At 66.2% G+C, this 21,459-nt stretch carries 18 protein-coding genes; 8 read left to right on the plus strand and 10 right to left on the minus strand.

Annotation, left to right across the window (positions count from 1 at the left end):
• Positions 1 to 250 precede the first annotated feature (250 nt).
• Complete coding sequence (locus tag AB0I35_RS17390) at positions 251 to 916, plus strand: cyclase family protein (RefSeq protein WP_357397055.1); 666 nt, start codon at positions 251 to 253, stop codon at positions 914 to 916.
• Positions 917 to 940: 24 nt separating this feature from the next.
• Here the strand turns inward: AB0I35_RS17390 and AB0I35_RS17395 are convergent, their stop codons facing one another.
• A complete protein-coding gene (locus AB0I35_RS17395) occupies positions 941 to 1,504 on the minus strand; it encodes a TetR family transcriptional regulator (protein WP_357397057.1) in 564 nt (187 codons plus the stop codon).
• Between the two features lie 145 nt (positions 1,505 to 1,649).
• On the opposite strand from AB0I35_RS17395, the gene AB0I35_RS17400 reads away from it, so the two are divergent.
• Both AB0I35_RS17400 and AB0I35_RS17405 read left to right on the plus strand, forming a co-directional pair.
• Entirely contained in the window at positions 1,650 to 3,845 is a 2,196-nt protein-coding gene (locus AB0I35_RS17400; RefSeq protein WP_357397058.1) for an MMPL family transporter, read from the plus strand.
• A 350-nt stretch (positions 3,846 to 4,195) separates the two neighbouring features.
• Positions 4,196 to 5,761: an acyl--CoA ligase family protein gene (locus tag AB0I35_RS17405; RefSeq protein WP_357397060.1), complete on the plus strand. Its 1,566-nt coding sequence runs from the start codon at positions 4,196 to 4,198 to the stop codon at positions 5,759 to 5,761.
• A 7-nt stretch (positions 5,762 to 5,768) separates the two neighbouring features.
• Here AB0I35_RS17405 and AB0I35_RS17410 read toward each other — a convergent pair whose 3' ends face one another.
• The gene (locus AB0I35_RS17410) at positions 5,769 to 6,350 is read right to left on the minus strand and encodes a TetR/AcrR family transcriptional regulator (RefSeq protein ID WP_357397061.1); all 582 of its coding nucleotides are present in this window, start codon (positions 6,348 to 6,350) and stop codon (positions 5,769 to 5,771) included.
• A 228-nt stretch (positions 6,351 to 6,578) separates the two neighbouring features.
• On the opposite strand from AB0I35_RS17410, the gene AB0I35_RS17415 reads away from it, so the two are divergent.
• On the plus strand, positions 6,579 to 7,934 hold the full coding sequence (locus AB0I35_RS17415) for an MFS transporter (RefSeq protein WP_357397062.1): 1,356 nt from the start codon (positions 6,579 to 6,581) through the stop codon (positions 7,932 to 7,934).
• Positions 7,935 to 8,048: 114 nt separating this feature from the next.
• Here AB0I35_RS17415 and AB0I35_RS17420 read toward each other — a convergent pair whose 3' ends face one another.
• The 3 genes from AB0I35_RS17420 to AB0I35_RS17430 all read right to left on the minus strand — a co-directional run bounded on the left by AB0I35_RS17420 (position 8,049) and on the right by AB0I35_RS17430 (position 10,363).
• Complete coding sequence (locus AB0I35_RS17420) at positions 8,049 to 8,363, minus strand: hypothetical protein (protein WP_357397063.1); 315 nt, start codon at positions 8,361 to 8,363, stop codon at positions 8,049 to 8,051.
• A gap of 351 nt (positions 8,364 to 8,714) precedes the next feature.
• Positions 8,715 to 9,350, minus strand: coding sequence for a TetR/AcrR family transcriptional regulator (locus AB0I35_RS17425; RefSeq protein WP_357397064.1), 636 nt, complete (start codon positions 9,348 to 9,350; stop codon positions 8,715 to 8,717).
• 92 nt (positions 9,351 to 9,442) lie between these two features.
• Entirely contained in the window at positions 9,443 to 10,363 is a 921-nt protein-coding gene (locus AB0I35_RS17430) for an NAD-dependent epimerase/dehydratase family protein (RefSeq protein WP_357397065.1), read from the minus strand.
• Positions 10,364 to 10,642: 279 nt separating this feature from the next.
• On the opposite strand from AB0I35_RS17430, the gene AB0I35_RS17435 reads away from it, so the two are divergent.
• Positions 10,643 to 11,560 carry an acetoacetate decarboxylase family protein gene (locus tag AB0I35_RS17435; RefSeq protein WP_357397066.1) on the plus strand — a complete coding sequence of 306 codons (918 nt, stop codon included), beginning with the start codon at positions 10,643 to 10,645 and terminating at the stop codon, positions 11,558 to 11,560.
• Between the two features lie 109 nt (positions 11,561 to 11,669).
• Here the strand turns inward: AB0I35_RS17435 and AB0I35_RS17440 are convergent, their stop codons facing one another.
• From AB0I35_RS17440 to AB0I35_RS17450, 3 genes are all read right to left on the minus strand, one after another.
• A complete protein-coding gene (locus AB0I35_RS17440) occupies positions 11,670 to 12,443 on the minus strand; it encodes an alpha/beta hydrolase (protein ID WP_357397067.1) in 774 nt (257 codons plus the stop codon).
• Positions 12,440 to 13,951 (minus strand): NAD(P)/FAD-dependent oxidoreductase, encoded by a 1,512-nt coding sequence (locus AB0I35_RS17445; protein ID WP_357397068.1) that lies wholly within the window; start codon positions 13,949 to 13,951, stop codon positions 12,440 to 12,442. The genes AB0I35_RS17440 and AB0I35_RS17445 overlap by 4 nt, the downstream gene beginning before the upstream one ends.
• Before the next feature lie 108 nt (positions 13,952 to 14,059).
• Positions 14,060 to 15,352, minus strand: coding sequence for an NADH:flavin oxidoreductase/NADH oxidase family protein (locus AB0I35_RS17450; RefSeq protein ID WP_357397069.1), 1,293 nt, complete (start codon positions 15,350 to 15,352; stop codon positions 14,060 to 14,062).
• Positions 15,353 to 15,456: 104 nt separating this feature from the next.
• Between AB0I35_RS17450 and AB0I35_RS17455 the strand changes: the two genes are divergently transcribed.
• On the plus strand, positions 15,457 to 16,059 hold the full coding sequence (locus AB0I35_RS17455) for a TetR/AcrR family transcriptional regulator (RefSeq protein WP_357397070.1): 603 nt from the start codon (positions 15,457 to 15,459) through the stop codon (positions 16,057 to 16,059).
• Between the two features lie 15 nt (positions 16,060 to 16,074).
• Here the strand turns inward: AB0I35_RS17455 and AB0I35_RS17460 are convergent, their stop codons facing one another.
• Positions 16,075 to 17,067, minus strand: a complete 993-nt coding sequence (locus AB0I35_RS17460; protein WP_357397071.1) for an NAD(P)H-quinone oxidoreductase — start codon at positions 17,065 to 17,067, stop codon at positions 16,075 to 16,077.
• A gap of 293 nt (positions 17,068 to 17,360) precedes the next feature.
• On the opposite strand from AB0I35_RS17460, the gene AB0I35_RS17465 reads away from it, so the two are divergent.
• Positions 17,361 to 18,692: an ABC transporter permease gene (locus tag AB0I35_RS17465; protein WP_357397072.1), complete on the plus strand. Its 1,332-nt coding sequence runs from the start codon at positions 17,361 to 17,363 to the stop codon at positions 18,690 to 18,692.
• Positions 18,693 to 18,764: 72 nt separating this feature from the next.
• Here AB0I35_RS17465 and AB0I35_RS17470 read toward each other — a convergent pair whose 3' ends face one another.
• Positions 18,765 to 20,366: a succinic semialdehyde dehydrogenase gene (locus AB0I35_RS17470; RefSeq protein WP_357397073.1), complete on the minus strand. Its 1,602-nt coding sequence runs from the start codon at positions 20,364 to 20,366 to the stop codon at positions 18,765 to 18,767.
• 258 nt (positions 20,367 to 20,624) lie between these two features.
• Here AB0I35_RS17470 and AB0I35_RS17475 point away from each other — a divergent pair, with 258 nt between their 5' ends.
• Positions 20,625 to 21,443, plus strand: coding sequence for an alpha/beta hydrolase (locus tag AB0I35_RS17475; protein ID WP_357397074.1), 819 nt, complete (start codon positions 20,625 to 20,627; stop codon positions 21,441 to 21,443).
• Positions 21,444 to 21,459: the final 16 nt, after the last annotated feature.

A 21,459-nucleotide genomic window follows, 5' to 3' on the forward strand; every position in this document is an offset into this window, starting at 1 on the left:
CGGCTCACGCGACCCGGCGGTGGGTCGACGACGGTCGGTGGCCTTTCCGACGGTGGCCAGGTGGTCCACGCGGTGGCGGCCGCGTGCTCGGCGACAGATTTCCCCCAGTCCCACATAGTTTCGCTCCTCCCCTGAGCTACTCGGCGGGTCCCGTCCAGGCTATCGGCCGAATATCACGCAACACCAATGGTTTTCGCGTGGGGCAGCACAGCCACCCCAGCACGGTCGACGGCTCTCGTATGCTGATGTGGTGCGCCTGATCGATCTGACCCGGCCGATACACACCGGCATGCCGGTGTTCCCGGGCGATCCGGAAGTTCTGCTGGAACCGGCGTTGCGTGCCGCCGTCGACGGGGTGAACGTGCTGCGCGTGCATCTCGGGTCGCAATCCGGCACGCACATCGACGCGCCCGCTCATCTGGACGACAGTCTGCCGACATTGGACCAACTGCCCCTCGAGCGCTTCGTCGGACCAGCCTGGATCGTGGATGCGCGGTCGGTGCCCGCGCACACCGCGATCGGACCGACGCTGTTCGACGTCGACATGCGACCCGGCACGGTCGTGCTGATCGCCACCGGTTGGTCGTCGCGATGGGGCACCCCGGACTACTTCACTCACCCATACCTGCACCCGGAAGCCGCACAACTGTTGGTGGACAGAGGCATCCGGACCATCGGCATCGACGCGCCGAGCATCGACCCGTCCGGGACCGACGCTCTGGACCTGCCCGCACACCGGATCCTGTGCGGTGCGCACGCCGTGATCGCCGAGAACCTCACCGCACTCGACGAGCTGTCGAACGCGCAGGCGTCTGGCGAATCGATCGAGGTTTCGTTGTTTCCGCTGCCGCTGCGTGGGGCCGACGGCGCGCCGATCCGGGCGGTGGCCCGGGTCGGCGACTTCAGCTGTACGTGAAGGGTTGAAGCCCTTCGCCAGGCTTCAGCGCAAGGTGGCTGCCGCCGCCCGGATGAACACCATCGCCCGGTCCAGGTCGCCCGGTCGGGATCGGTGGGTGAGTTCGCCGATGACACTGGCCACTGTCGCGGCCAACATGCGAGGGGCGAGATCGTCGGCGCTCCAGCCCTGTTCTTGGGCGAGTAGCTGTGCGCCTTCGCGGATCGCCTCGGTGAGCCGACCCCTGCAAAGGCCTTCGAGCTGCGGATTGGCCTGCAGCATCCGGTCGTACAGGTCGTCGAAGCTGGTGCGCGTGTCCTGCTTGCGGCGCAACCAATCCTCGAGGGTGTCGAGAATCCCCTGACCTTCGGGCCGTTCGTGGAGTGCCGCGGTCAGTTCCTCGACGTAGGTGGAGAAGTGCGCCATCGCCAGTTCGAGCTTGGTCGGGAAGTACAGGGTCACCGTGCGCGGTGACACCTCGGCGACCTCCGCGACCTCGGCGATGCTCGTGGCGTCGAACCCTCGTTCGGCGAACAGCTCGTAGGCGGCGGTGAGGATCGCCTCCCTGCGCCGCGCCTTACTACGTTCCCTGAGCCCACTACCGGTCATGTGATGAAGTTTACCACTTGAGGTGAAATTACCGTTGACTGTAAATTTGCTTTAGGATGCAGTGGTTGCGGTTGCCTTCCCCGCCCTCCGGTGCACCGCACACCACTCCCCCCGAACAGCGTCACGACCGGTAAGGAACGCAACGATGGCTTCACGCCTCTACACCTGGGCGCGCTGGATGGTTCGCCACCGGCGCTGGGTGATCACCAGCTGGATATTGCTGCTCGCCGTGGTCGGCGGCCTCGGCGCCGTACTGCACGGGAAGACATCCACGGAGTTCACGATCCCCGGGGTCGAATCGCAGCAGGCACAGGACCTGCTGACCGAAGAATTCCCGCAGGCCGCGGGCGGTGTCGTGCGCATCGTCGCCGCGAGCACCGATGGCACGCCCCTCACCGCCCCTGCGCACCAGCAGGTCCTCGACCACGTGCTGCGCGAGGCGGGCACCGTGGAAGGGGTCACCACCGTGATGGCACCTGCCGCGACCGGCGCGGTGTCGCCCGACGGCACCATCGCCTACGCCGATGTCGTGTTCACGCAGGAAGCCCCCGAGGTTCCCGAATCCGCCAAGGAGGAGCTCGACGCGGCGGTTCAGCCGCTGCGCGACGCCGGCATGCAGGTCGGACTCGGCGGGTCGGCGATGCTCCCGCCCACCGAGGCGGGCGGGCCCGCCGAAGTGGTCGGTGTCGCCCTCGCCTTCATCATCCTGGCGGTGGCGCTCGGTTCTCTCGTCGCCGCCGGACTACCACTGGTGACCGCGCTCATCGGTGTGGCGGTGGGCGTGCTCGGGACGATGTTCGTGTCGCGGTTCATCGAGATGACCGGCACCGCAACCGTTCTCGCGTTGATGATCGGTCTTGCCGTCGGCATCGACTACGCCCTGTTCGTCATCTCCCGACACCGCGAGCAGTTGACCGACCCAGCCCTGTCCGCCGAGGAATCGATCGCCCGGGCCACCGCCACTGCGGGCAGTGCCGTCGTGTTCGCCGGCGCGACAGTCGTCATCGCCTTGGCCGCGTTGTCGATCACCGGCATCCCCTTCCTGATGATCATGGGATTCGCCGGCGCCGCGACGGTTCTGATCGCCGTGCTCGTCGCCATCAGTCTGCTGCCCGCCGTGCTCGGTGTGTTCGGGGAGCGGTTGCGCCCCCGCGCCCCGAAGCCGTCGAAGGTGCGCGAGCAGCGGGCTCCCGGTGCGTGGGGTATGGCGTGGGCGCGCATGGTGACCCGCAAGCCCGCCGTGGTCTTACTCGTCGGTGTTGCCGGACTGCTGACGGTCGCGCTGCCTGCGCTCGACCTGCGCCTCGGCCTGCCCAGCTACGCCTCCCAGCCAGAGTCCAGCACCCAGCACCAGAGCTACGAGCTGCTGACCGAGGGCTTCGGTGCGGGCTTCAACGCCACCCTGATCACGGTGATCGACACCGAGGCGATCCCTGCGGACCAGCGTCAGAGCACTGTGCTGCAGCTGCGCGAGGCGCTGGTGGCCGATGACAACGTGGCCGCGGTCTCCCCGCCCGTTCCCGACTCCACGGGCACTGTCACGGTGATGTCGGTGGTTCCCGAAACCAGCCCCGACGCACAGGCCACCACCGACCTCGTGCATCGGCTGCGTGATCTGGCACCCCAGGTCGCGGATTCGGGCGGGCAGCTCTACGTCACCGGCCAGACCGCGATGGCGATCGACGTCGCGACCAAACTCGGCGCCGCGTTGCCTCTGTTCATCGGCGTCATCGTCGTGTTGGCACTGATCCTGCTGACCGTCGCGTTCCGATCGGTGCTCGTCCCGCTCAAAGCCGTGCTCGGCTTCTTGCTCTCGGTCGGTGCGAGCATGGGTGCCGCGGTCTGGGTCTTCCAACAGGGCCACCTCAACGACCTGCTGAGCATTCCGGCGGCCGGACCGGTCACCAGCTTCCTTCCGGTGCTGCTCACCGGTGTGCTGTTCGGTCTCGCCATGGATTACGAAGTGTTCCTCGTGAGCCGGATGCGCGAGTACTACGAGAAGTCCGGCGACGCCGCCGAGGCGATCGCCCACGGTGTCGCGCACAGTGCGCGTGTGGTGGTGGCCGCTGCGCTGATCATGGTCGCCGTGTTCGGCGGGTTCATCTTCAACGTCGATCCGATCATCAAGTCCATCGGCTTCGCCCTCGCGTTCGGCGTGTTCGTCGATGCCTTCGTGGTTCGCATGACGCTGGTGCCCGCGGCGATGACGCTGCTCGGGCGACGGGCGTGGACCATGCCCGGCTGGTTGGACCGGCTGATCCCGGATGTCGACATCGAAGGGACCGAGCTGCCCGCTCGCACCCGTGACCCCCTCCAGAAGAAGGAGGCGGTCACCGTCTGACCGCAGGCCTCGAGCGGGCCCTTCCCGGCTGGGTTCGGGAAGGCCCGCTCGGCTCGACAGCCGAGACCATAGCTACCAGACATTCCCGACTCGACTCCGCACGTCGGCCTGCGGCGCACACCTGCACCTCGCGATCTACCCGCCGATTCCTCGACGCCGCCGGCAGTTGTCGGCCACGGATCCGCTATCCCCCTGATCGTCCGACCACAGCCACACTTCATTAGCCGCCCGCTACCACGATTTCGGATTACCGAGGGTAATTGGTGAATTTAGGCTACTGGTCATTAGCCTTGGGCTACCCTAACGACCACAACTTGCCGCCCCGGAGCGGCACTCGAGGAGGCCGAGGGATGTCGTTGGATCTCGATCGTTTGTCCTTTGAACCGCTCACACCGGTCGCTTTTCTCGAACGCGCGGCAGCAGCGCACGGGGACAGGGTGGCTGTGGTCGATGGGGTTCGACGGTGGACCTACGCGCAGTTGCACGATCGGTGTGCCAAGCTCGCGGGTGCGCTGGCGCCGCAGACGGATGGACGCCCCGTGGCGTTCCTGGCGCCGAACACCCACGCCCTCCTCGAGGCGCATTTCGGCGTTCCCTGGGCCGGTGTCCCGCTCGTCGCGATGAACACGCGACTGGCGGCCGCCGAGGTCGCCTACATCATCGAGCACGCGAAAGTCGCTGTCGTAGTGGTTGATCCGAGCTGCGGTGAGCTCCTCGACGAGGCGCTCACACACGTGCGCAACCCGGTCACCACGGTGGTCATCGGCGAGCAGTACGAGCGCATGATCGCCGAGGCCCAGCCCTCGAAGGTCACGCCGGCAGATGAGCGCTCACTGTTGTCGATCAACTACACATCCGGAACCACGGGACGGCCGAAAGGGGTGATGTACCACCATCGCGGCGCCTACCTGCAAGCCCTGGCCATGGTGGGGCACACCGGGTTGTCACCGTCGGCTGTGCATCTGTGGACACTGCCGATGTTCCACTGCAACGGGTGGAGTTTTCCGTGGGCTGTCACCGCCGCGGGCGGCACCCATGTCTGTTTGCCCAAGGTCGACCCGGCCGAGGTCTGGCGCTTGATCGATGACGAGGGCGTCACCCATCTCAACGGCGCCCCGACCGTTCTGTCGATGCTGGCGTACGCGCCAGCAGCGCATCCGGTCACGACACCGGTGCGGGTAGCCACCGGCGGTGCCCCGCCCAGCCCTGCCATTCTGCGCAGGATGGGCGAACTCGGATTCGACGTCACACACCTGTACGGACTCACCGAAACGTTCGGCCCGGCGATGATCTGTGACTGGCGCCCCGAATGGAATGGGCTCGACCAGGGTGCGCAGGCGCGCCTCAAGGCACGCCAGGGTGTGGGGAACATGATCTCGTGTCGCGCGAGAGTGATCGACGCCGACGGATCGGATGTGCCCACAGACGGCAAGTCCGTCGGCGAAATCGCGCTGCGCGGAAACAATCTCATGCTCGGATACCTCGACGACGAGGCTGCGACTCGTGCGGCGGCCCCCGACGGCTGGTTTCGCACCGGGGACCTGGGCGTCGTGCACAACGATGGGTACATCGAACTGCAGGATCGGAGCAAGGACGTCATCATCTCGGGCGGGGAGAACATCGCCTCGGTAGAGGTCGAGCAGGCCCTCGCCGACCACCCCGCGGTGCTCGAGGCGGCGGTGATCGCTGTTCCCGACGAACGATGGGGTGAGGTCCCCGCGGCCTTCGTCGTACTCCAGGACGGCGCGGCGGCAACCGAATCCGAGCTGATCGAATTCGTTCGACAGCGGCTGGCACGGTTCAAGGCGCCGAAAACGGTGACCTTCGGCGCTCTGCCGAAGACTTCCACCGGCAAGGTGCGAAAACACGTCCTCCGTGATGCCGCCTGGGCCGGCACGAAACGACGGATCCAGTAGGGTCCGTTCAGGCGGCCCCGACCAGCCGAAGAGCGAAATCGACATACTGCCAGACGATTTCGTTCTCGCTGAATTCTCCGTCTTCGCGGAACCAGACGGCCACGCCCATACCGAGGTCGAGGATCGCATACGAAGCGATCCGCTCCGAGACGACCCGGAACCGGCCGGCGGCGACGCCGTCGGCAACCAGTATCCGGAACATCCGTTCGTATTCCGAACGCCGACACAGTACTTCGGACAGATTCGGTTCCGTCAGGCTCCGGATCTCGCGGTTGCCGACAAACGCCTCCAGGCGATGACGAGCGTGATACCGAATGTGTGCCTCGACGGCGCGGCGCAGACGCTCGGTGGGGTCGTCGGTACCCGCGACGGCGCTGCGATGCTCCGTGAGCAGGGCGTCCATCGTGTCGGTCATGATCGCGACGAGCAATTCCTGTTTGGACGCGACGTGCTTGTACAAACTCGGGCCGCGGATGCCTACCCGGGCACCGATCTCGCTCATCGAGGTGGCCTCGTACCCCTGCGCCACAAACAGCTCGAGGGCCGCACCACGAATGGCGCTCGCCCGCACACTCGCTGTTCCGATCATCGCACACTCCCTTCGGCTATCGCATCGTAGCCTCGGAGCCCGAAACTAGTTCAGTAATTCTGAACAGCTGAACAAACTCCACAATACGTTGCGGCCTGTTCAGCATTGACCTCGCGATTCACCGAGTGCGACTGTGTCCTGAGTCACGATTCGTCCCGATCGATCGATCGGGAGACGGCCAGGCCGAGCAGTCGTGACGCAGCCGTTCGACGCTGAACAGGAGCCCCCATGTCCACTCCCCCACCCCCATCGAAAGCCCAGATGCGGCGATTGGCCTGGGCCAGCTTGATCGGTACGACGATCGAGTTCTACGACTTCCTCATCTATGGAACCGCAGCGGCACTGGTCTTCAACACGACGTTTTTTCCCGCGCTCGGTACCGCCTCGGCAACGATGTTGTCGTTCGCGACGCTGGGCGTGGCCTTCGTCGCGCGGCCGCTCGGGGCGATTCTGTTCGGTCACTACGGTGATCGGATCGGACGCAAGAAGACCCTGGTGTCGACCTTGCTGCTGATGGGCCTGTCCACAGTCGCGGTCGGGTTGCTGCCCACCACCGGTCAGATCGGGATCTTGGCGCCGATCCTGCTTGTACTGCTGCGGGTTTGCCAGGGGCTGGCGGTCGGCGGCGAGTGGGCCGGAGCAACACTGCTCACCGCCGAGAACGCGCCCGCGGACAAACGTGGCACCTTCGCCCTGTTTCCCCAGCTCGGCCCGTCGCTCGGATTCGTCTTGGCCAGCGCCACATTCCTGTCCACTCGCCTGATGATGTCGAGCGAGTCCTTCGCCGCGTGGGGATGGCGCATCCCGTTCCTGCTGAGCATCGTGCTCATCGCTGTCGGCATGTACATGCGTCTGAACATCGGCGAAACCGCCACCTTCCGTCACGCCACCGATACCCAGAAGCCCAGCAGGAACCCGTTTCTCGAGGCCGTTACCCGCCAGCCGCGCGAAATCCTCCTCGGCACCGGCGCGGTGAGCATGTGCTTCGCGTTCTACTACATCGGCGTGACCTACCTGACGAGCTACGGCACGAAGAACCTCGGTCTGTCGCAGACATTCGTGCTCGCGGTCGGAATCGCGATCGGCGCAACGCTTGCCGTGGCCACCATCGTCGGCGCGCGCCTCAGCGACCGGGTGGGCCGGCGCCGAATGATGGCGCTGGGCAACCTGTTCTCGATCGTCTTCGCGCTGCTGATGTTCCCGATTCTGAGTGTCGGCACCACTTGGGCCTACATCATCGGCGCATGCCTGTCCCAGGTCGGCGTCGGGCTCGCCTACGGCCCGGTCGGCGCGATGTTGCCGGAGCTGTTCGCGACCCGATACCGCTACACCGGCGCCGGCCTCTCCTACAACCTCGCAGGCGTCCTCGGCGGCGCAGTGACTCCTTTGCTCGCCGTACAGCTCCAGGATTCCTTCGGCGGTGTCGCCATCGGCCTGTACCTCGCGGGTGTTGCCGCCGTCAGCTTGCTGTGCACCCTCGCCGGCGCTGAAACCAACAAACGCCGCTTCGACGCGGACACCGACCCTGTCGCGACGCCGGTGACCGCCCCTGCCGAAGCGGAAACCATCCTGCCGTCTCGCTGAACACACCCTCGTCCAAGGCAGCGACACCGCCCGCCGTTCCTGGCAGCCGGTGTCGCTGCAACACCTTGTACACCAGCGCACGGTAGACACAAAGCCCTGGCTCTCAGACCCGGCTCAGCGCCGGGCGGGTCCCCACGAGGTCTTGGCTGTCACCAGGGGAATTACCACCATCGACAGGCCGGCGACAACCACCGCACCGAGAACTACGGTCGCGGCCGCCACAGAGAACTGGTCCCAAGCCAAGAGCGCCAACGCAATTCCGGCAACAACTGCCATTGCGTCTGCGAGCACCGCGGCCAGTACACCGACATCGTCTCGCGCCAACCGCGATGCCGAGGACACGACAGCCGACCCTTGCAGCAGGGTGAGGATCCCGACGAGCAACAGCGCCGGACCCGCGACTCCTGTACCGACGCCGGATTCGATCATCGAGAACACAAGAGGAACGAGACCGTAAAGGGCACGGGCTGCGCCCATTCCGCGGATCGCCGACAGAGACGACCCGCCCTGAGCACGGCCGGCGGACGACTGCGGCACGATCCCGATCCGAGCACTTGCCACCTGGGTGGTCATAGTCCCTCTCCTCCCAATTTTCACACTCGCGTGCAATTGCACGCTACTGTGAAATTACGCCGCTTGCACAGCCGTGTGCAAGCGCCGGGCAGGCGTTCGTGAACGGACTCACACCGCACCGATTTCACCGGTGGTCATGTCGCAGATCCAGCTCCAGCGAGCTGTTCGGACATCGGCCGAAAGGCGATCCGGTGTGCCGATGTTCGGTCAGGCCGCCGATTCGGCAGCAGCCATCCGCGCGATCTCCAGAGCGGCGTCGCGTTCGACACCGATTGTGATCAGACAGGTTCGCCCGGCGACCTCAGCCGCGTCCGCACCGACCCATTCGCCGTCGTTTCTGGCATTCAACAGGGCGATGACCATGGCGACGAGCATGTTGGCAGCGGCGTACGGCGGCAGGTCGTCGTTGAAGCTTCCGTCGGCTCGACCTCGCTCGATCAAGGTGACGACCACACTGCGGACGGAGTCCAAACGATCGGTCGTCCGCACACATGACTGCGTCTCGTCCAGGCGCAACAGCAGCCGGAACTCGTCCCCGACCGGCCACAAGGCGATGGTCAGGTCAGCGATCGCTCGCGCCGGAGAGCGTTGGAGGTCGATGGTGTCCAGCGCACGGCCGACCTGGTCGAAAGCTTGATCGCGCAGGCCGTCGACGAGGGCCTCCCGGGTGGGAAAGTGGCCGTACAACGTGCGACGGACCATCCCCGCTGCGACAGCGATGTCCTCCATGCTCGCGGCGGGATCGCGCAGCAGCTCCCTTCCCGCTACGGCGAGAATGCGCTGTCGATTGGCGAGCGCTCGCGGGCCGAGCTCGGCGACGAGTGCGGGGTTGGCAGCTGTCATGAGAGTCCTTTCAGCCCCAACCCTCGCATATTTGCGCAGCACCGTGCAAATGGCCCACGAGCCAAGGAGGAGGATCGGGCGCCCGCGAAGACTCAATCCGCCTTGATGGCCGCCACGCCCTCGGCGTAGGTCGTGACCCGGAAATCCGGAAAAGCACGCTTGAACTTGTCCGAGACGAAAAGATTGTCTACTTCGTAGCGCGGCAACAACTCCCACAGTTCACGCACGCCTTGGTTGAACAGCCGAGCGACGAAGAACACGGGCCGTTTCATGACCGAGTAGTCGATCTCGCGTCCCCAGGATGCGGAGGCCAGCTCGATCAGCCCGCGGTAGGTCACCCGGTTGTCGTCACAAGGCAGATGCCAGGTCTGCCCGTAGGCCGAGGGCGTATTGCCGATCAGTGCCATGGCACGGCTGGCATCCGGCGTCCAGATCAAGGTCCGCAGGGTGTCGTCGCGCAACGGAACACGCGACTTCTTGCCCTGTGCGATCGGGTCGAACACCATCGCGTTGGTGAAGCTCTGCGTCTTGCCCGGCCCATAGAATTCCGGCGCGCGACAGATGACCGCCTCGACCCGACCCGCGGCCATGGCCTCCAACAGCATCGTTGCCATCTTCGCCCGGGTGTGGGCTTTGCTTCCGACGGGGGCGAATCGCGTCTGCTCGGTCTGCGGATCACTGGTCATCGGATACATGTACGTGTTGTCGAAGAATACGAGCTTGGCTCCGTGTGCCTCGCACGCGGCGATCGTGTTCTCCATCATGACGGGGAGCTGGTCCGCCCATAGCTTCGCGTCCGGCGGTAGACCGACGGTCAGATAGGCGATGTCACTGCCCGCGACCGCCGCCGCGGTCTGCTCGGCGTCCATGAGATCCGCCGCGACCAGTTCATCGGTGTCGTGCAAGCGTTCGGGATTGCGGCTCACCAGCCTGATGTCTTTGGTGTACCGCCCATGGAGCTCATGGGCGAGCTCGGTGCCGATCTGTCCGTTTGCTCCGAGGATCGTCTGCACTGGAGAGAAACCTTTCGATTGCCGACAACTGACAAGAGACCTCACAGTAGCACCAATGTAAGCACTGCAAACATAGCGGTGGGCAGCGCCACAATTCTACTGCCGGACCAACAGGACTCGGTGAGCACGCGCTCGCCCTGGAAAACAGCTGACCGTTCGTGTGCATGTTGACGAAAAATGCTCGCGCGCCGTGCCATTCGCCCACGTGTTGCCACCGCTTACATCTGCGGGATAGCCTGGCTGCAGCACCACACATTTTCGAATGATGGGAGCTATGGCGTGGCAACGATCCAAGAGGAAAAGGTCGAGGTCGACCTCGGTGGCCACAAGGTACACGTCCCGAAAGGCGGTCTGTACGACCGTTTTCGGATGGAAACCGATCTCGATATCGTCGCTCAGGACCCTCGGGTGAGCAGTGTCGACTTCTTTCGTCGACTTCCCAAAACGAAAGTGGATTCCCCGATCGGGCCCACCTTCACCCCCAACTTCTATTACCGCGTGTCCAATGCGCGTCTGACCATGCTCGCCCGTTCGAGCGCGATCCGTGCGCGGCTTCCCGAGGAGTTCGCTCCGCTGGAGGTGGCACCGGGCATCGGGCTGATGTCGGTGATCTTCTACCGATACGACGTATGCGACATCGATTTCTACACCGAAGCCGCGGTCGGCGTCGCCGTGCGACCCGCGCGTCACGGGCGGCTGGGAGTTGTCGATCTACTCGCGGCCCTCGACGACGACCACATCGACTCCTACGTGTTGTCGCTTCCGGTCCACACCGATATCGCGCAGGTGCGTGGGCACGACGGCTACGGCTTTCCCAAGTGGGTCACCGAGCTAGACGTACAGATCGACTCCGGGCGCACCACGGCCCGGGTCGCCGATGATGCCGGTGACACCGATATCGCCCTGTCGACCCCGACCCCTCGTCAGCGACGCTCGCCCAGCGGCAAGCGCGTGTCGAGCATGACGTCCTACACCTGGACCAAGGGCGCCTGGCATTCGGTGCTGAACCAGTTGAACGTCTTGTCCGGCGGAAGCGCGTTGTTGCCGCGCAACCTCGAGCTGACCCTGGGCTCCGGGCGGATGTCGGATGACGTGCGCTCGCTGAAACCGATCACAACCGTGCGGCTCGACGTTGTCACCGAAGGCCAGATCGCGCTGCACATGCCGGTCCCCACCTCGGTGCCCGCCACCGCGTGAACCGTCCGGCGATCCGGACGCGGTCGACCTCGCCGCCGTCGCGTCAGGCCTGGTGCCGTGACGGCTCGCGGTCGGGGTCGCCGCCCGCGCGCCACCAGCACGCCGCGCGTCAGGGCTCCACGGCACTCGGTCGCGGCTCGACGGTGCCGCACAGGTGGGTCGCGATCAGATCCGCGACCACCTCCGGCGCCTCCCACGGCGGGGTGTGTCCGACGTTCGGCAGTTCGGTGACCCGCGCGCGTGGCAGACCGTCGAAGTGCCCGATCGGGCGGGCGACGCGGGCATCCAGTTCGCCGAAGACCAGGTCGACGGGCATCGGGAGCCCACCGAGGCGTTCCGGGAGCGAACGGGTGCCGAGATAGGTGTCGATCGCGCGTGAGCTGCGGACGAAATCGGCGCGCCCGCGCGCCCGCGCGTCGGCGACGAACTGGTCCGGCACGGGCACATGCGGGGCGAACGCATTCTGCTGGGCGGCGCGCCGGCGGTCCTCGGACGCCAGTGCCCACAACAGATCACCCAGACCGGGCACTGCCAGTGCGCGCTCGATCGGTGCACGGGCACTCGACCGGCTCTCGCGTGACCACGGCGGGCACAGCAGCACCAGCGCGGTGACGAGCTCCGGGTGCCGCTCGGCCAGCGCCGAGGCGACCAGGCCACCCCGGGAATGACCGACGACGATCGCCTCCGAGGCCAGCAGTGCGGCCACGTCGTCGGCGTCCGCCTCGATCGAGGTGGACGATTCGAGCTGGACCGCAACGATATTCGCGCACGTGTCGAGTCGTGGCACGACTTCGTCCCACACCCGGAACGAGCTCGCGAGCCCGTGCACGAGCACGACGGTGGGTTTGCCTGGCGTCCCGGCCAGCAACGCACCGGCGCTCACCGGGCAGCCCCCGCGGGGGTGCGGGTGTGCAACAGGTGCTTCGTCGGATCGAAACGCTGGGTGCGCCTGCGGAAATCGAAGGTGGAGCCGGGCCAGATGTTGGTGTTTCGGCCCTCCTCGTTCAGATACCAGCTGGTGCAGCCACCGCTGGTCCACACCGTGCCCTCGCCGAGGCGTTCGACATCGGCGACGAACTCCTGCTGGGCGGTGACAGTCGGTTCCACCGCGGCCAGTTCGTTGTCCGCGAGATAGCCGATCGCCCCGGCGATGTAGTTGGCCTGCGATTCGAACATATGGATCACCGAGGTGTGTCCGAGACCGATGTTCGGGCCGTGCATCAGGTAGACGTTGGGGAACCCCGCGACAGCGGTGCCCAGGTAGGCGGTCGGGCTGTTGCCCCATGCGTCAGCCATGCTGCGCCCGTCGACGTAGGCGCGGTCGGTGAGCGGCAGCCGCGAGGTGCGGAACCCGGTGCCGTAGATGATGGCGTCGACAGGGTGCTCGCGACCGGTCATGTCGACGACGCCGGTCTCGGTGATCGCCTGAATCCCCCCGGTTTCGAGCTCCACGTTCGGCTGATCCAGCGATCGCAGATACTCGTCGGAGATCAACACTCGCTTGCAACCGAACCGGAAGTCGGGCAACAGCTTTGCGCGCAGTTCGGGATCGCCGACCTGGGCGGCAAGGTGGTGGCGCGCTTCACGCTCGGGCAGCGCCATCAGCGCGGGGTTGCGGAAAGCGAGCACCTTCCATTCGCGCTGCAGATACACGCGCAACCGTTCCAGGATCTGCAACTTCGGGAACCGCCGATACAACGTCCGGCGCAGCGTCGGGATCTCGCGGTCGTGCCGGGGCGTCACCCAGGCCGGAGTCCGCTGGAACACCGTCATGTGGGCGACGTCGGGCTGGATAGCCGGGACGAATTGCACTGCCGAAGGCCCGGTTCCGACCACCGCGATCCGCTTGCCACGGACATCGAAGCCGTGGTCCCAGCGGGCGGAATGAAAGCTGACACCACCGAAGGTGTCCGCCCCGGGCAGGTCCGGAATCAGCGGGTCGGCCAGCACTCCGGTCGCCAGGACGACATGGGTGGCCGTCCGAGGTCCGTGGGAGGTCTCGAGCCGCCACAGCTTCGCCGTGGAGTCCCAGTCGAGTTGCTGGACTTCACAATCGGTGAGCAGGTGCTCCCGCAACCCCTCGGTGTCGGCGACGTTCACGAGATAGTCGAACAGCTCGGGCTGTTTGGCGAAAGTGTTGCGCCAGTGCGGATTCGGTGCGAACGAGAACGAGTAGAGGCTGCTCTGTACGTCCACGGCGGCGCCGGGATAGTCGTTGTCACGCCACACACCGCCGACCTCGCCGGCGCGCTCGAGCAACACGATGTCGGAAACACCGTCGCGGCGTAGTCGCACCGCGGTGGCGATTCCGCCGAAACCGCTGCCGACGATCGCGACATGATTGTGCGGAGTGGTGTGTGCGGTATCCGCGGCGTCGCGGGTCTGCTTCATAGTTCTGCTCATCATTTCTCCGGGCGACCGGACGAAACCGGGACGACGCGGTGGTGGTGGTGGTGGTGTGCGGATGTTCTCCGCGATCGACGGGAAGGACGTGCGCTGTCAGCGCGTCGGGTATCCGTGGCTGGTGACCGATGCCTCGTCGCGTTCGACAGCGGCCAGCCAGCGTGAGTAGCGGCGCAGCGCCTTGGCCTGCGCGCGTTGGTCGGCGAGCAGCGCCACCGTCGGGCTCACGTTGAGCGCGGGTTTGGCGCCGGTGGCCATGCGGCGCATCTGGTAACGGACCATCGCCATCTCGGTCGCCGAGGCGAGGGCTTTGTCGGTCCATGTCACCGGTTTCAAGCTGCGCGAGGCCTCGGCTCCGCGCCGCCACCGAGACGGTAGGTCCGGGGTGATCGCCAACGCGGTCGCCATCCCGATCAGCGCGACCTTGCTTCCGAGCACCCGCTGTGCGGTCGTGCGACGAGAGATGCCGCCGGTCAGCATCAGTGGCAGCACACTGGTCTTGGCCAGGTCGGCGGCCAGATCCAGAAAGTACGCTTCACGGGCGGCGGCGCGTCCGTCGGCGGGACGGCCCGACATCGCGGGGCTCTCGTAGTTTCCGCCGGAGATCTCCACCAGGTCGGCTCCGGCGGTGGCGAGCATTCCGATGACCTGCTGCGCGTCGGCGGGTCCGAACCCGCCGCGCTGGAAGTCGGCAGAGTTGAGTTTCACCGCGACAGCGAAGTGCGGGGAGACCACCGAGCGGATGGCGTGCACGACCTCGAGCAGCAGACGCGCTCTGTTCTGCAGCGATCCACCCCACTCGTCGGTGCGGTTGTTCACCAACGGCGACAGGAATTGCGAGAGCAGATATCCGTGGGCCGCGTGTACTTCGACGCCGTCGAATCCCGCGAGTTCGGCGCTGCGGGCGGTGGTGGCGAAGCGGCCGATGGTGGTGTGGATCTGCCAGGCGTTCATCGCTACGGGCTGACCGAATCGTTTGGAGCGCCGACCCAGGTCGACGCCGATCTCGGAAGGCCCCCACACCACGCCCGGCATGTTCGCCCGTACTTGGCGGCCCGGGTGGCTGATCTGCATCCACATCGCGGCCCCGTTCTCCTTGCCCGCGCGCGCCCATGCCGCGAACGGCTCGAGCGGGGAGTCGGCGTTCAAGACGATGCCGGCAGGACCGGTCAGCGCGTGCGCGTGCACCATCACGTTGCCGGTGATCAGCAGACCGGCGCCGCCTGCGCCCCAGCGTCGGTAGAGGGCGGTCAGACGGCTGTCGGGCAGCTGCGCGGGCCCGGCCATCCCCTCTTCCATCGCCGCCTTGGCGATTCTGTTGGACAGCACTTGGCCTGACCGCAAGCGCAGCGGGGTGAACAGTTCGTCCGATCGCAAACCGCCCGACATCGGACCACTCCTTTCCCGCACACGATATTGACACTGCTAACATTGTGCGGCGGCTAACAGTAAACGGCGATGTTAGCGGTGTCAACAATTGTTAGATTGGTGTCATGGCAACCTCGAACACGTACCATCACGGCGACCTTCCCTCCGCGCTGGTCCGCGCCGCGATCGAACTCCTCGAGGAGAACGGCGCCGCAGAGTTGTCCCTGCGCGCCGCCGCCCGCCGCGCGGGCGTGTCCACCGCCGCGCCCTACCGTCATTTCGCCGATCGCGATGCCCTGCTGTCCGCCGTGGCCGCCGTCGGATTTCGCGACCTGGCGGCCGACCTGCTCGCGGCGAGCGCAGAGCCACGCACGGCGCAGGATTTCAGCGCGATCGCGTTGGCCTACATCCGGTTCGCCCTGAATCGGCCGGGCCTGTTCCGCTCGATGTTCGCCGAGCCGTGCGATCCGAGCAGCCCCGAACGGATAGCGGCGACCACCGCGATCCACGACTATGTGCGATCAGTGGTGCGACAAGCTTTCCCGCAGGCCGACGAGGAAGCACTGGCCACCGCGATGTGGTCATTGGTGCATGGTCTGGCGTTCCTTTACCTGAACGGCAAGTTCGATGCCGCCGTTCCGGGAGAGCTGGACGAGCGTGTGAGCGCGACCGTCCACGCCTTCCTCGCCGCCTCCCTGCCCGCCGGCGATCCGGACAAGGGCGAGTAAGCACGCGGCGACGCGTCAGGGTCGCCGGACGATGAGCAGCACCTTTCCCACGGACTCGACGGAATCGAGCAGCGGGTGCGCCTGAGCGACATCGGCGATGGGGATCTCGGCCGAGACAACGGGAGTGACCTTGCCTTCGGCGATCAGCGGCCACAGCCGTTCCCGTAACGCGGCGATGATCTCGGCCTTGGAATCGGGGCCCGTAGCGGGGCGGCGGCGCAGGTTCGTCACGTGTACCGAGGCACGCTTGAACAGCATCGAGCCGAGATCCAGCTCGGCCACTGAACCACCCTGCAGGCCGATGATGGTCAGGTCGCCACCTTCGGCGAGCGCTTCGACGTTACGGGCCAGGTAGTCGGCGCCCATGATGTCGAGGATCACGTCGGCCCCACCGTATTCCGCGGTCACGACCTTCACGAAATCGTCCTCGCGGTAGTTGATCAGAGTATCGGCACCGAGTTCGCGGCAGCGGTCGAGCTTGCTCTGCGATCCAGCGGTGACGGCGACGCGGGCGCCCAGCGCGTGGCCGACCTGGATGGCGTGCGTGCCGATGCCACTGCCGCCGCCGTGTATCAGCAGCGTCTGCCCGGAACGCAATCCACCGGTCATGACGATGTTCGACCAGACCGTGGCGGCGGTTTCGGGCAGTGCCGCAGCGGTGATCAGGTCGACCCCGTCGGGTACCGGAAGGACCTGCGTCGCCACCACATTGACGCGTTCGGCGTAGCCACCACCGGCCAGCAGGGCACAGACCGCGTCACCAGGCTGCCAGCCCTCGACGTCGGGTCCGACCGCGGCGATCACCCCGGACACCTCGAGCCCGAGGATTTCGCTCGCACCCGGAGGGGGCGGGTAGAAACCCTGGCGCTGCATGATGTCGGCGCGGTTGACCCCCGCCGCGACCACATCGATCGCCACTTCCCCGCGTCCCGGGGCGGGCAGGTCGTCGACCTCGGCCCACTTCATCACTTCCGGACCGCCGTAGCCGTCGAGCGTCACCGCGAACATGTTTTCCCCTTTATGTCGACAATAATGTACACACTGCTAACATTACTTGGGAAACGCAGTCCGTCAATGGGCTCAACGGTATCTCGCACCACAGTCTCGACGGCATGACCAGTGAGCCCTGTGATCGAGTTGCGATTCGAATCCCGACAGGCTCACCGGCGACGGCAACGGCGTGCCACCACCCCCGAAAACGCTCGACAGGTGGCATTGTTACCGCATCCGCGCCCTACGCGGATCAATTCATGCGTCGCACCGATGTCCAGCACCCGTATTACCGGACCAGGAGCATTCAGATGAGCGACCGTTCCCTCCCCGAGGACACAGCGGCCACGGCTGTGGCACAATCGAATTCCTTAGGCCTTCGCTGGATGATGCCGGTCATCGTGGTGACGGTGTTCACGACACTGCTGGGTCTGATGTATCTGGCCTACGTGGCGAAACCGGACCAGAATCTGCACGACTACAGCATCGCGGTGGTCAACAGCGATGTCGGCGAGACGATCGGGCCGCCGGGACAGCAGCAGACCGTCAATTACGGGGCCGAGGTTCTCGACGCCCTTGTTGCCGGCACTCCGCAGGACAAATTCGACTTGCGGGTGGTCGGTATCAACGAGGCCGAGCATCTGGTGAAAGACGGGCAAGTGTACGGGGTGCTGATCATTCCGGGCGATTTCAGCAAGCGGCTCGGCATCCTCGGCGCCGGTTCGGTCGTTCCGGGTGACGTCGACAAGCCGACGATCACCATGCAGACCAACCCGCGCCTGGGCCCGTTCAGCACCTCGATCTCCACCCGGTTCGCCGACCAGATGATCGAGTCGGTCAACGCCGAACTCGGCCCGCGGCTCACCGACCGGGTCCAGCAACAGCTCGGCGCGGGTACGCAGTTGAGCGCGACCACCCGCTTGCTGCTCACCGAGCCGGTCCGGTCGATCATCGAGCCGTACCACGGTGTCCCGGAGGGCTCCGGGCAAGGATTGACCGCGTTCTTCTACGCGCTGACCATCCTGCTCGGCGGCATGACCGGGGCCATGACGGTGCACGCGATCATCGACTCCATGCTCGGGTTCGCCCCCACCGAGTACGGGCCGTATTTCAGCCACGCCGCGTCGGCGCCGATCTCGCGGCTGCGCACACTCGTCATCAAGTGGGCGGCGATCGCGGTCGCGGCGATCCTCACCTCCGCGGCACTGAGCGGGGTGACGGCCGCGGTGGGTGTGCACGTCGATCAGCCGTTCGCGCTGTTCCTCTACAGCACCTTCGCGATGACCGCCGTCGGGGTGACAGCGCTGTCCATCCAGGCCGCCGTAGGCTCGGCCGGCATCCTGGTGAATCTGATCCTGTTCGTGATCCTCGGCATGCCCTCGGCCGGTGGCACGATCCCGATCGAGGCCGTTCCACCCTTCATCCACTGGTTGGCCGAATTCGAACCGCTTCGCCAGGTGTATCTGGCCGTCCGATCCCTGATGTATTTCGACGGCAGCGCCGCGGCGGGCCTGGAACGCGGAATGTGGATGACCACGCTCGGGCTGGCTATCGGATCGGTCTTCGGCGTGGCCGTCACGTGGTTCTACGACCACAAGGGCCTGACCCGAAACTCCCGCCCCGCCCCACAACTCGCGGGCTGACGCGGATCGCACCACGAGATGTCGCCCTGGACGCCGATCGCGTCCAGGGCGACATCGTCGGGATCCGGCCGCTCAGCGGGTGCCGATGCGCTTCATCGTCTTCAACGCGAGGGTCAGCGTGTCGGCCCAGACGCTTTCCGAGAGACCGGTCGGGGCGGTGAAGCCGAGCAGACGCTGGTGGGCGACGGTTTGAGCCTCGGTGTACTTCAGGATGCCGTCCGCGCCGTGGCGACGGCCCAGACCCGAGTCGCCCATCCCACCCATCGGCGCGTCGACACTGCCCCACGCCGCGGCGTAGGCGTCGTTCACGTTCACCGTTCCGGTGCGCACCCGGGCGGCGACCGCACGACCGCGCTTGCTGTTGCGGCTCCACACACTGGCATTGAGACCGTAGGCCGTGGCGTTGGCGCGCTGGATCGCTTCCTCGTCGTCACGGACGGAATAGATCGACACCACCGGGCCGAAAGTCTCCTCGGTGTAGAGAGTCATCTCCGGGGTGACATCGGTCAGGATCGTCGGTTCGTAGAACAACGGCCCGAGATCGGGGCGGGGCTTTCCACCCGCCAGCACCGTCGCACCCTTGGCGACCGCGTCGTCGACATGGGCGGTGACGGTGTCCAGTTGGGACCGGTTGGTCAGGCTGCCGACATCGGTGCTGTAGTCATAGGCCGCACCGATCTTCAACGCTTTCGTACGCTCAACGAAGGCGGCCACGAACTCGTCGCGGATCGACTCGGCGACGTAGAGCCGTTCGATCGAGACACACAACTGGCCGGTGGAGGAGAAGCACGCCGCGATCGCCCCATCAGCGGCTCGCGCGATGTCGGCGTCGTCGAGGACGATCATGGGATTCTTGCCGCCCAGCTCGAGGGAGGCCCCGATGAGGCGTTCACCGGCGTCGCGGGCGATGCGGCGGCCGCTGGCGGTGGAGCCGGTGAACATCATGTAGTCGGCGTTGTCCATCAGCGACTGACCGATGGAACTGCCCCGGCCGATCACCATCTGCCACACACCACTGGGCAACCCGGCCTCGATCATCAAGTCCAGGGCCCACAACGCGGTCAGCGCGGTCTGGGTGTCGGGTTTCTGCACGACCGCGTTGCCCGCCAGCAAGGCCGGGATCGCATCACCCGCACCCATACTCAGCGGGTAGTTCCACGGCGAGATGACAGCGACAACACCTTTCGGGTGATGTAGCTCGGTGGTGTGGGTGAGCACGGGTATAGCACCCCGACGACGCTTGGGGCCGAGCATCTTCGCCGCGCTGCGCGCGTAGTAGCGGGTCGCGATCGCGATATCGCTGACCTCGAGGAACGCGTCGCGGCGGGCCTTCCCGTTCTCGGCTTGCATCAGATCCAACGCCTCGGCCTGCCGGTTCAGCAGTAGGTCGTGGAAGCGCAGCAGAATCGCCTTGCGTTCGGCGATCGGCATCGCCGCCCACCCGGCCTGAGCGGCCCGAGCACGGACGAAGGCCGCCTCGACATCGGCGGGCGTCGACACCGGCAAGTCAGCCAGCGGGCCGCCGGTGAACGGTGCGGAGGTTTGCGCGCGTGCCGCGTCCGTGCCCGCGCTGACGCGGGTTGCCAACCGGGCCAGCAGCGCCGGAGTCACCGCCGCGGGAAGGCCCGCGTCGCCGGTCGTCGACGTGGTGCGGGTGGTGTGGTCGATGGTCATCGTGCCAGCTCCAAAGTGTCTAGGCAGTCGGTGCGACGGTGCGCTCTCTCTTTCGTAGGGGCGCCGTCGGCTCTTCGCTGATTCCGACGCTAACCCCGAATGTAAGCACTGTCAACACTCGATCGGGGATGCGACCTTCACCACGAGGAATCGGACCCACCGCAAATGTTCTCACCGCTTACATTAGTCTCGGTACCGGCCGGTGGCGCCCGGATCGCCGGAGTGCCTCACCTCGCCGACAGACGACCGAAGGAGCCCATGGTGACAACGCCGAGCAATCCGAGCGCGGGCGCGAGCACGCCGGTAGTACTGATCGCCCCCGCGATGGCGATCGGCTCACGGTTCTACACACCGCTCGTCTCCGCGTTCACCGAGCGCGGCTGGGTCGCGCGGGCCCTGCCCAGGCGAGGATTCGAACCCGATCAGCCGCGGGCTTCAAGGGGCGAGAACTGGTCCTACGGTGATGAGATCGACACCATCGCGACAGCTGTCCACGCCGCGCGTCGCGACCACCCGGACAGGCCGGTGATCATTGTCGGACACAGCCTGGGCGCCCAGCTCGCCGCGGGCCACGAACTCAACCACCCGGGCGCCGACGCACTGGTGACAGTCGGCGGCTGCATCCCCCATTTCCGGCACTACCCCCATTTCGGGTTGCCGGTCGCCGCGGGCGCCGCGCTGATACCGGCCATCACCGCCGCGTTCGGCTTCGTGCCCGAGCCGGCGTTCGGCGCTCCCGGGGCGCGGACCCTGATGCGCGAATGGGCGAGGATGGTGCTGACGGGCCGACCGCCGTTCCCTGCCCAGCACAAGATCGACACGGCGGCATTGATCGTTTACCTGGAGGGCGACACTCTCGCCCCGCGCCGCGGTGTCGATTCCTTCGCCCGTGAGCTCTTCGCCGCAGGCAGCGCGACACGCTGGGACTACACCCGCGCGGAGGTACCCGCCGGGGCGAGCAACGATCACATCAAATGGGTGCGCTCGCCCGGCCCGGTGGTCGACCGCATCGTCGCGTGGTGGAGCGAACTACACGCTGCGCACGAATCACCATCTGCCATCGGCCATTGCGGCTGAAACGACGCCGTACCGT

The sequence above is a fragment of the Nocardia sp. NPDC050378 genome (assembly GCF_040655675.1).
In the GTDB taxonomy this organism is placed as follows: domain Bacteria; phylum Actinomycetota; class Actinomycetes; order Mycobacteriales; family Mycobacteriaceae; genus Nocardia; species Nocardia coubleae.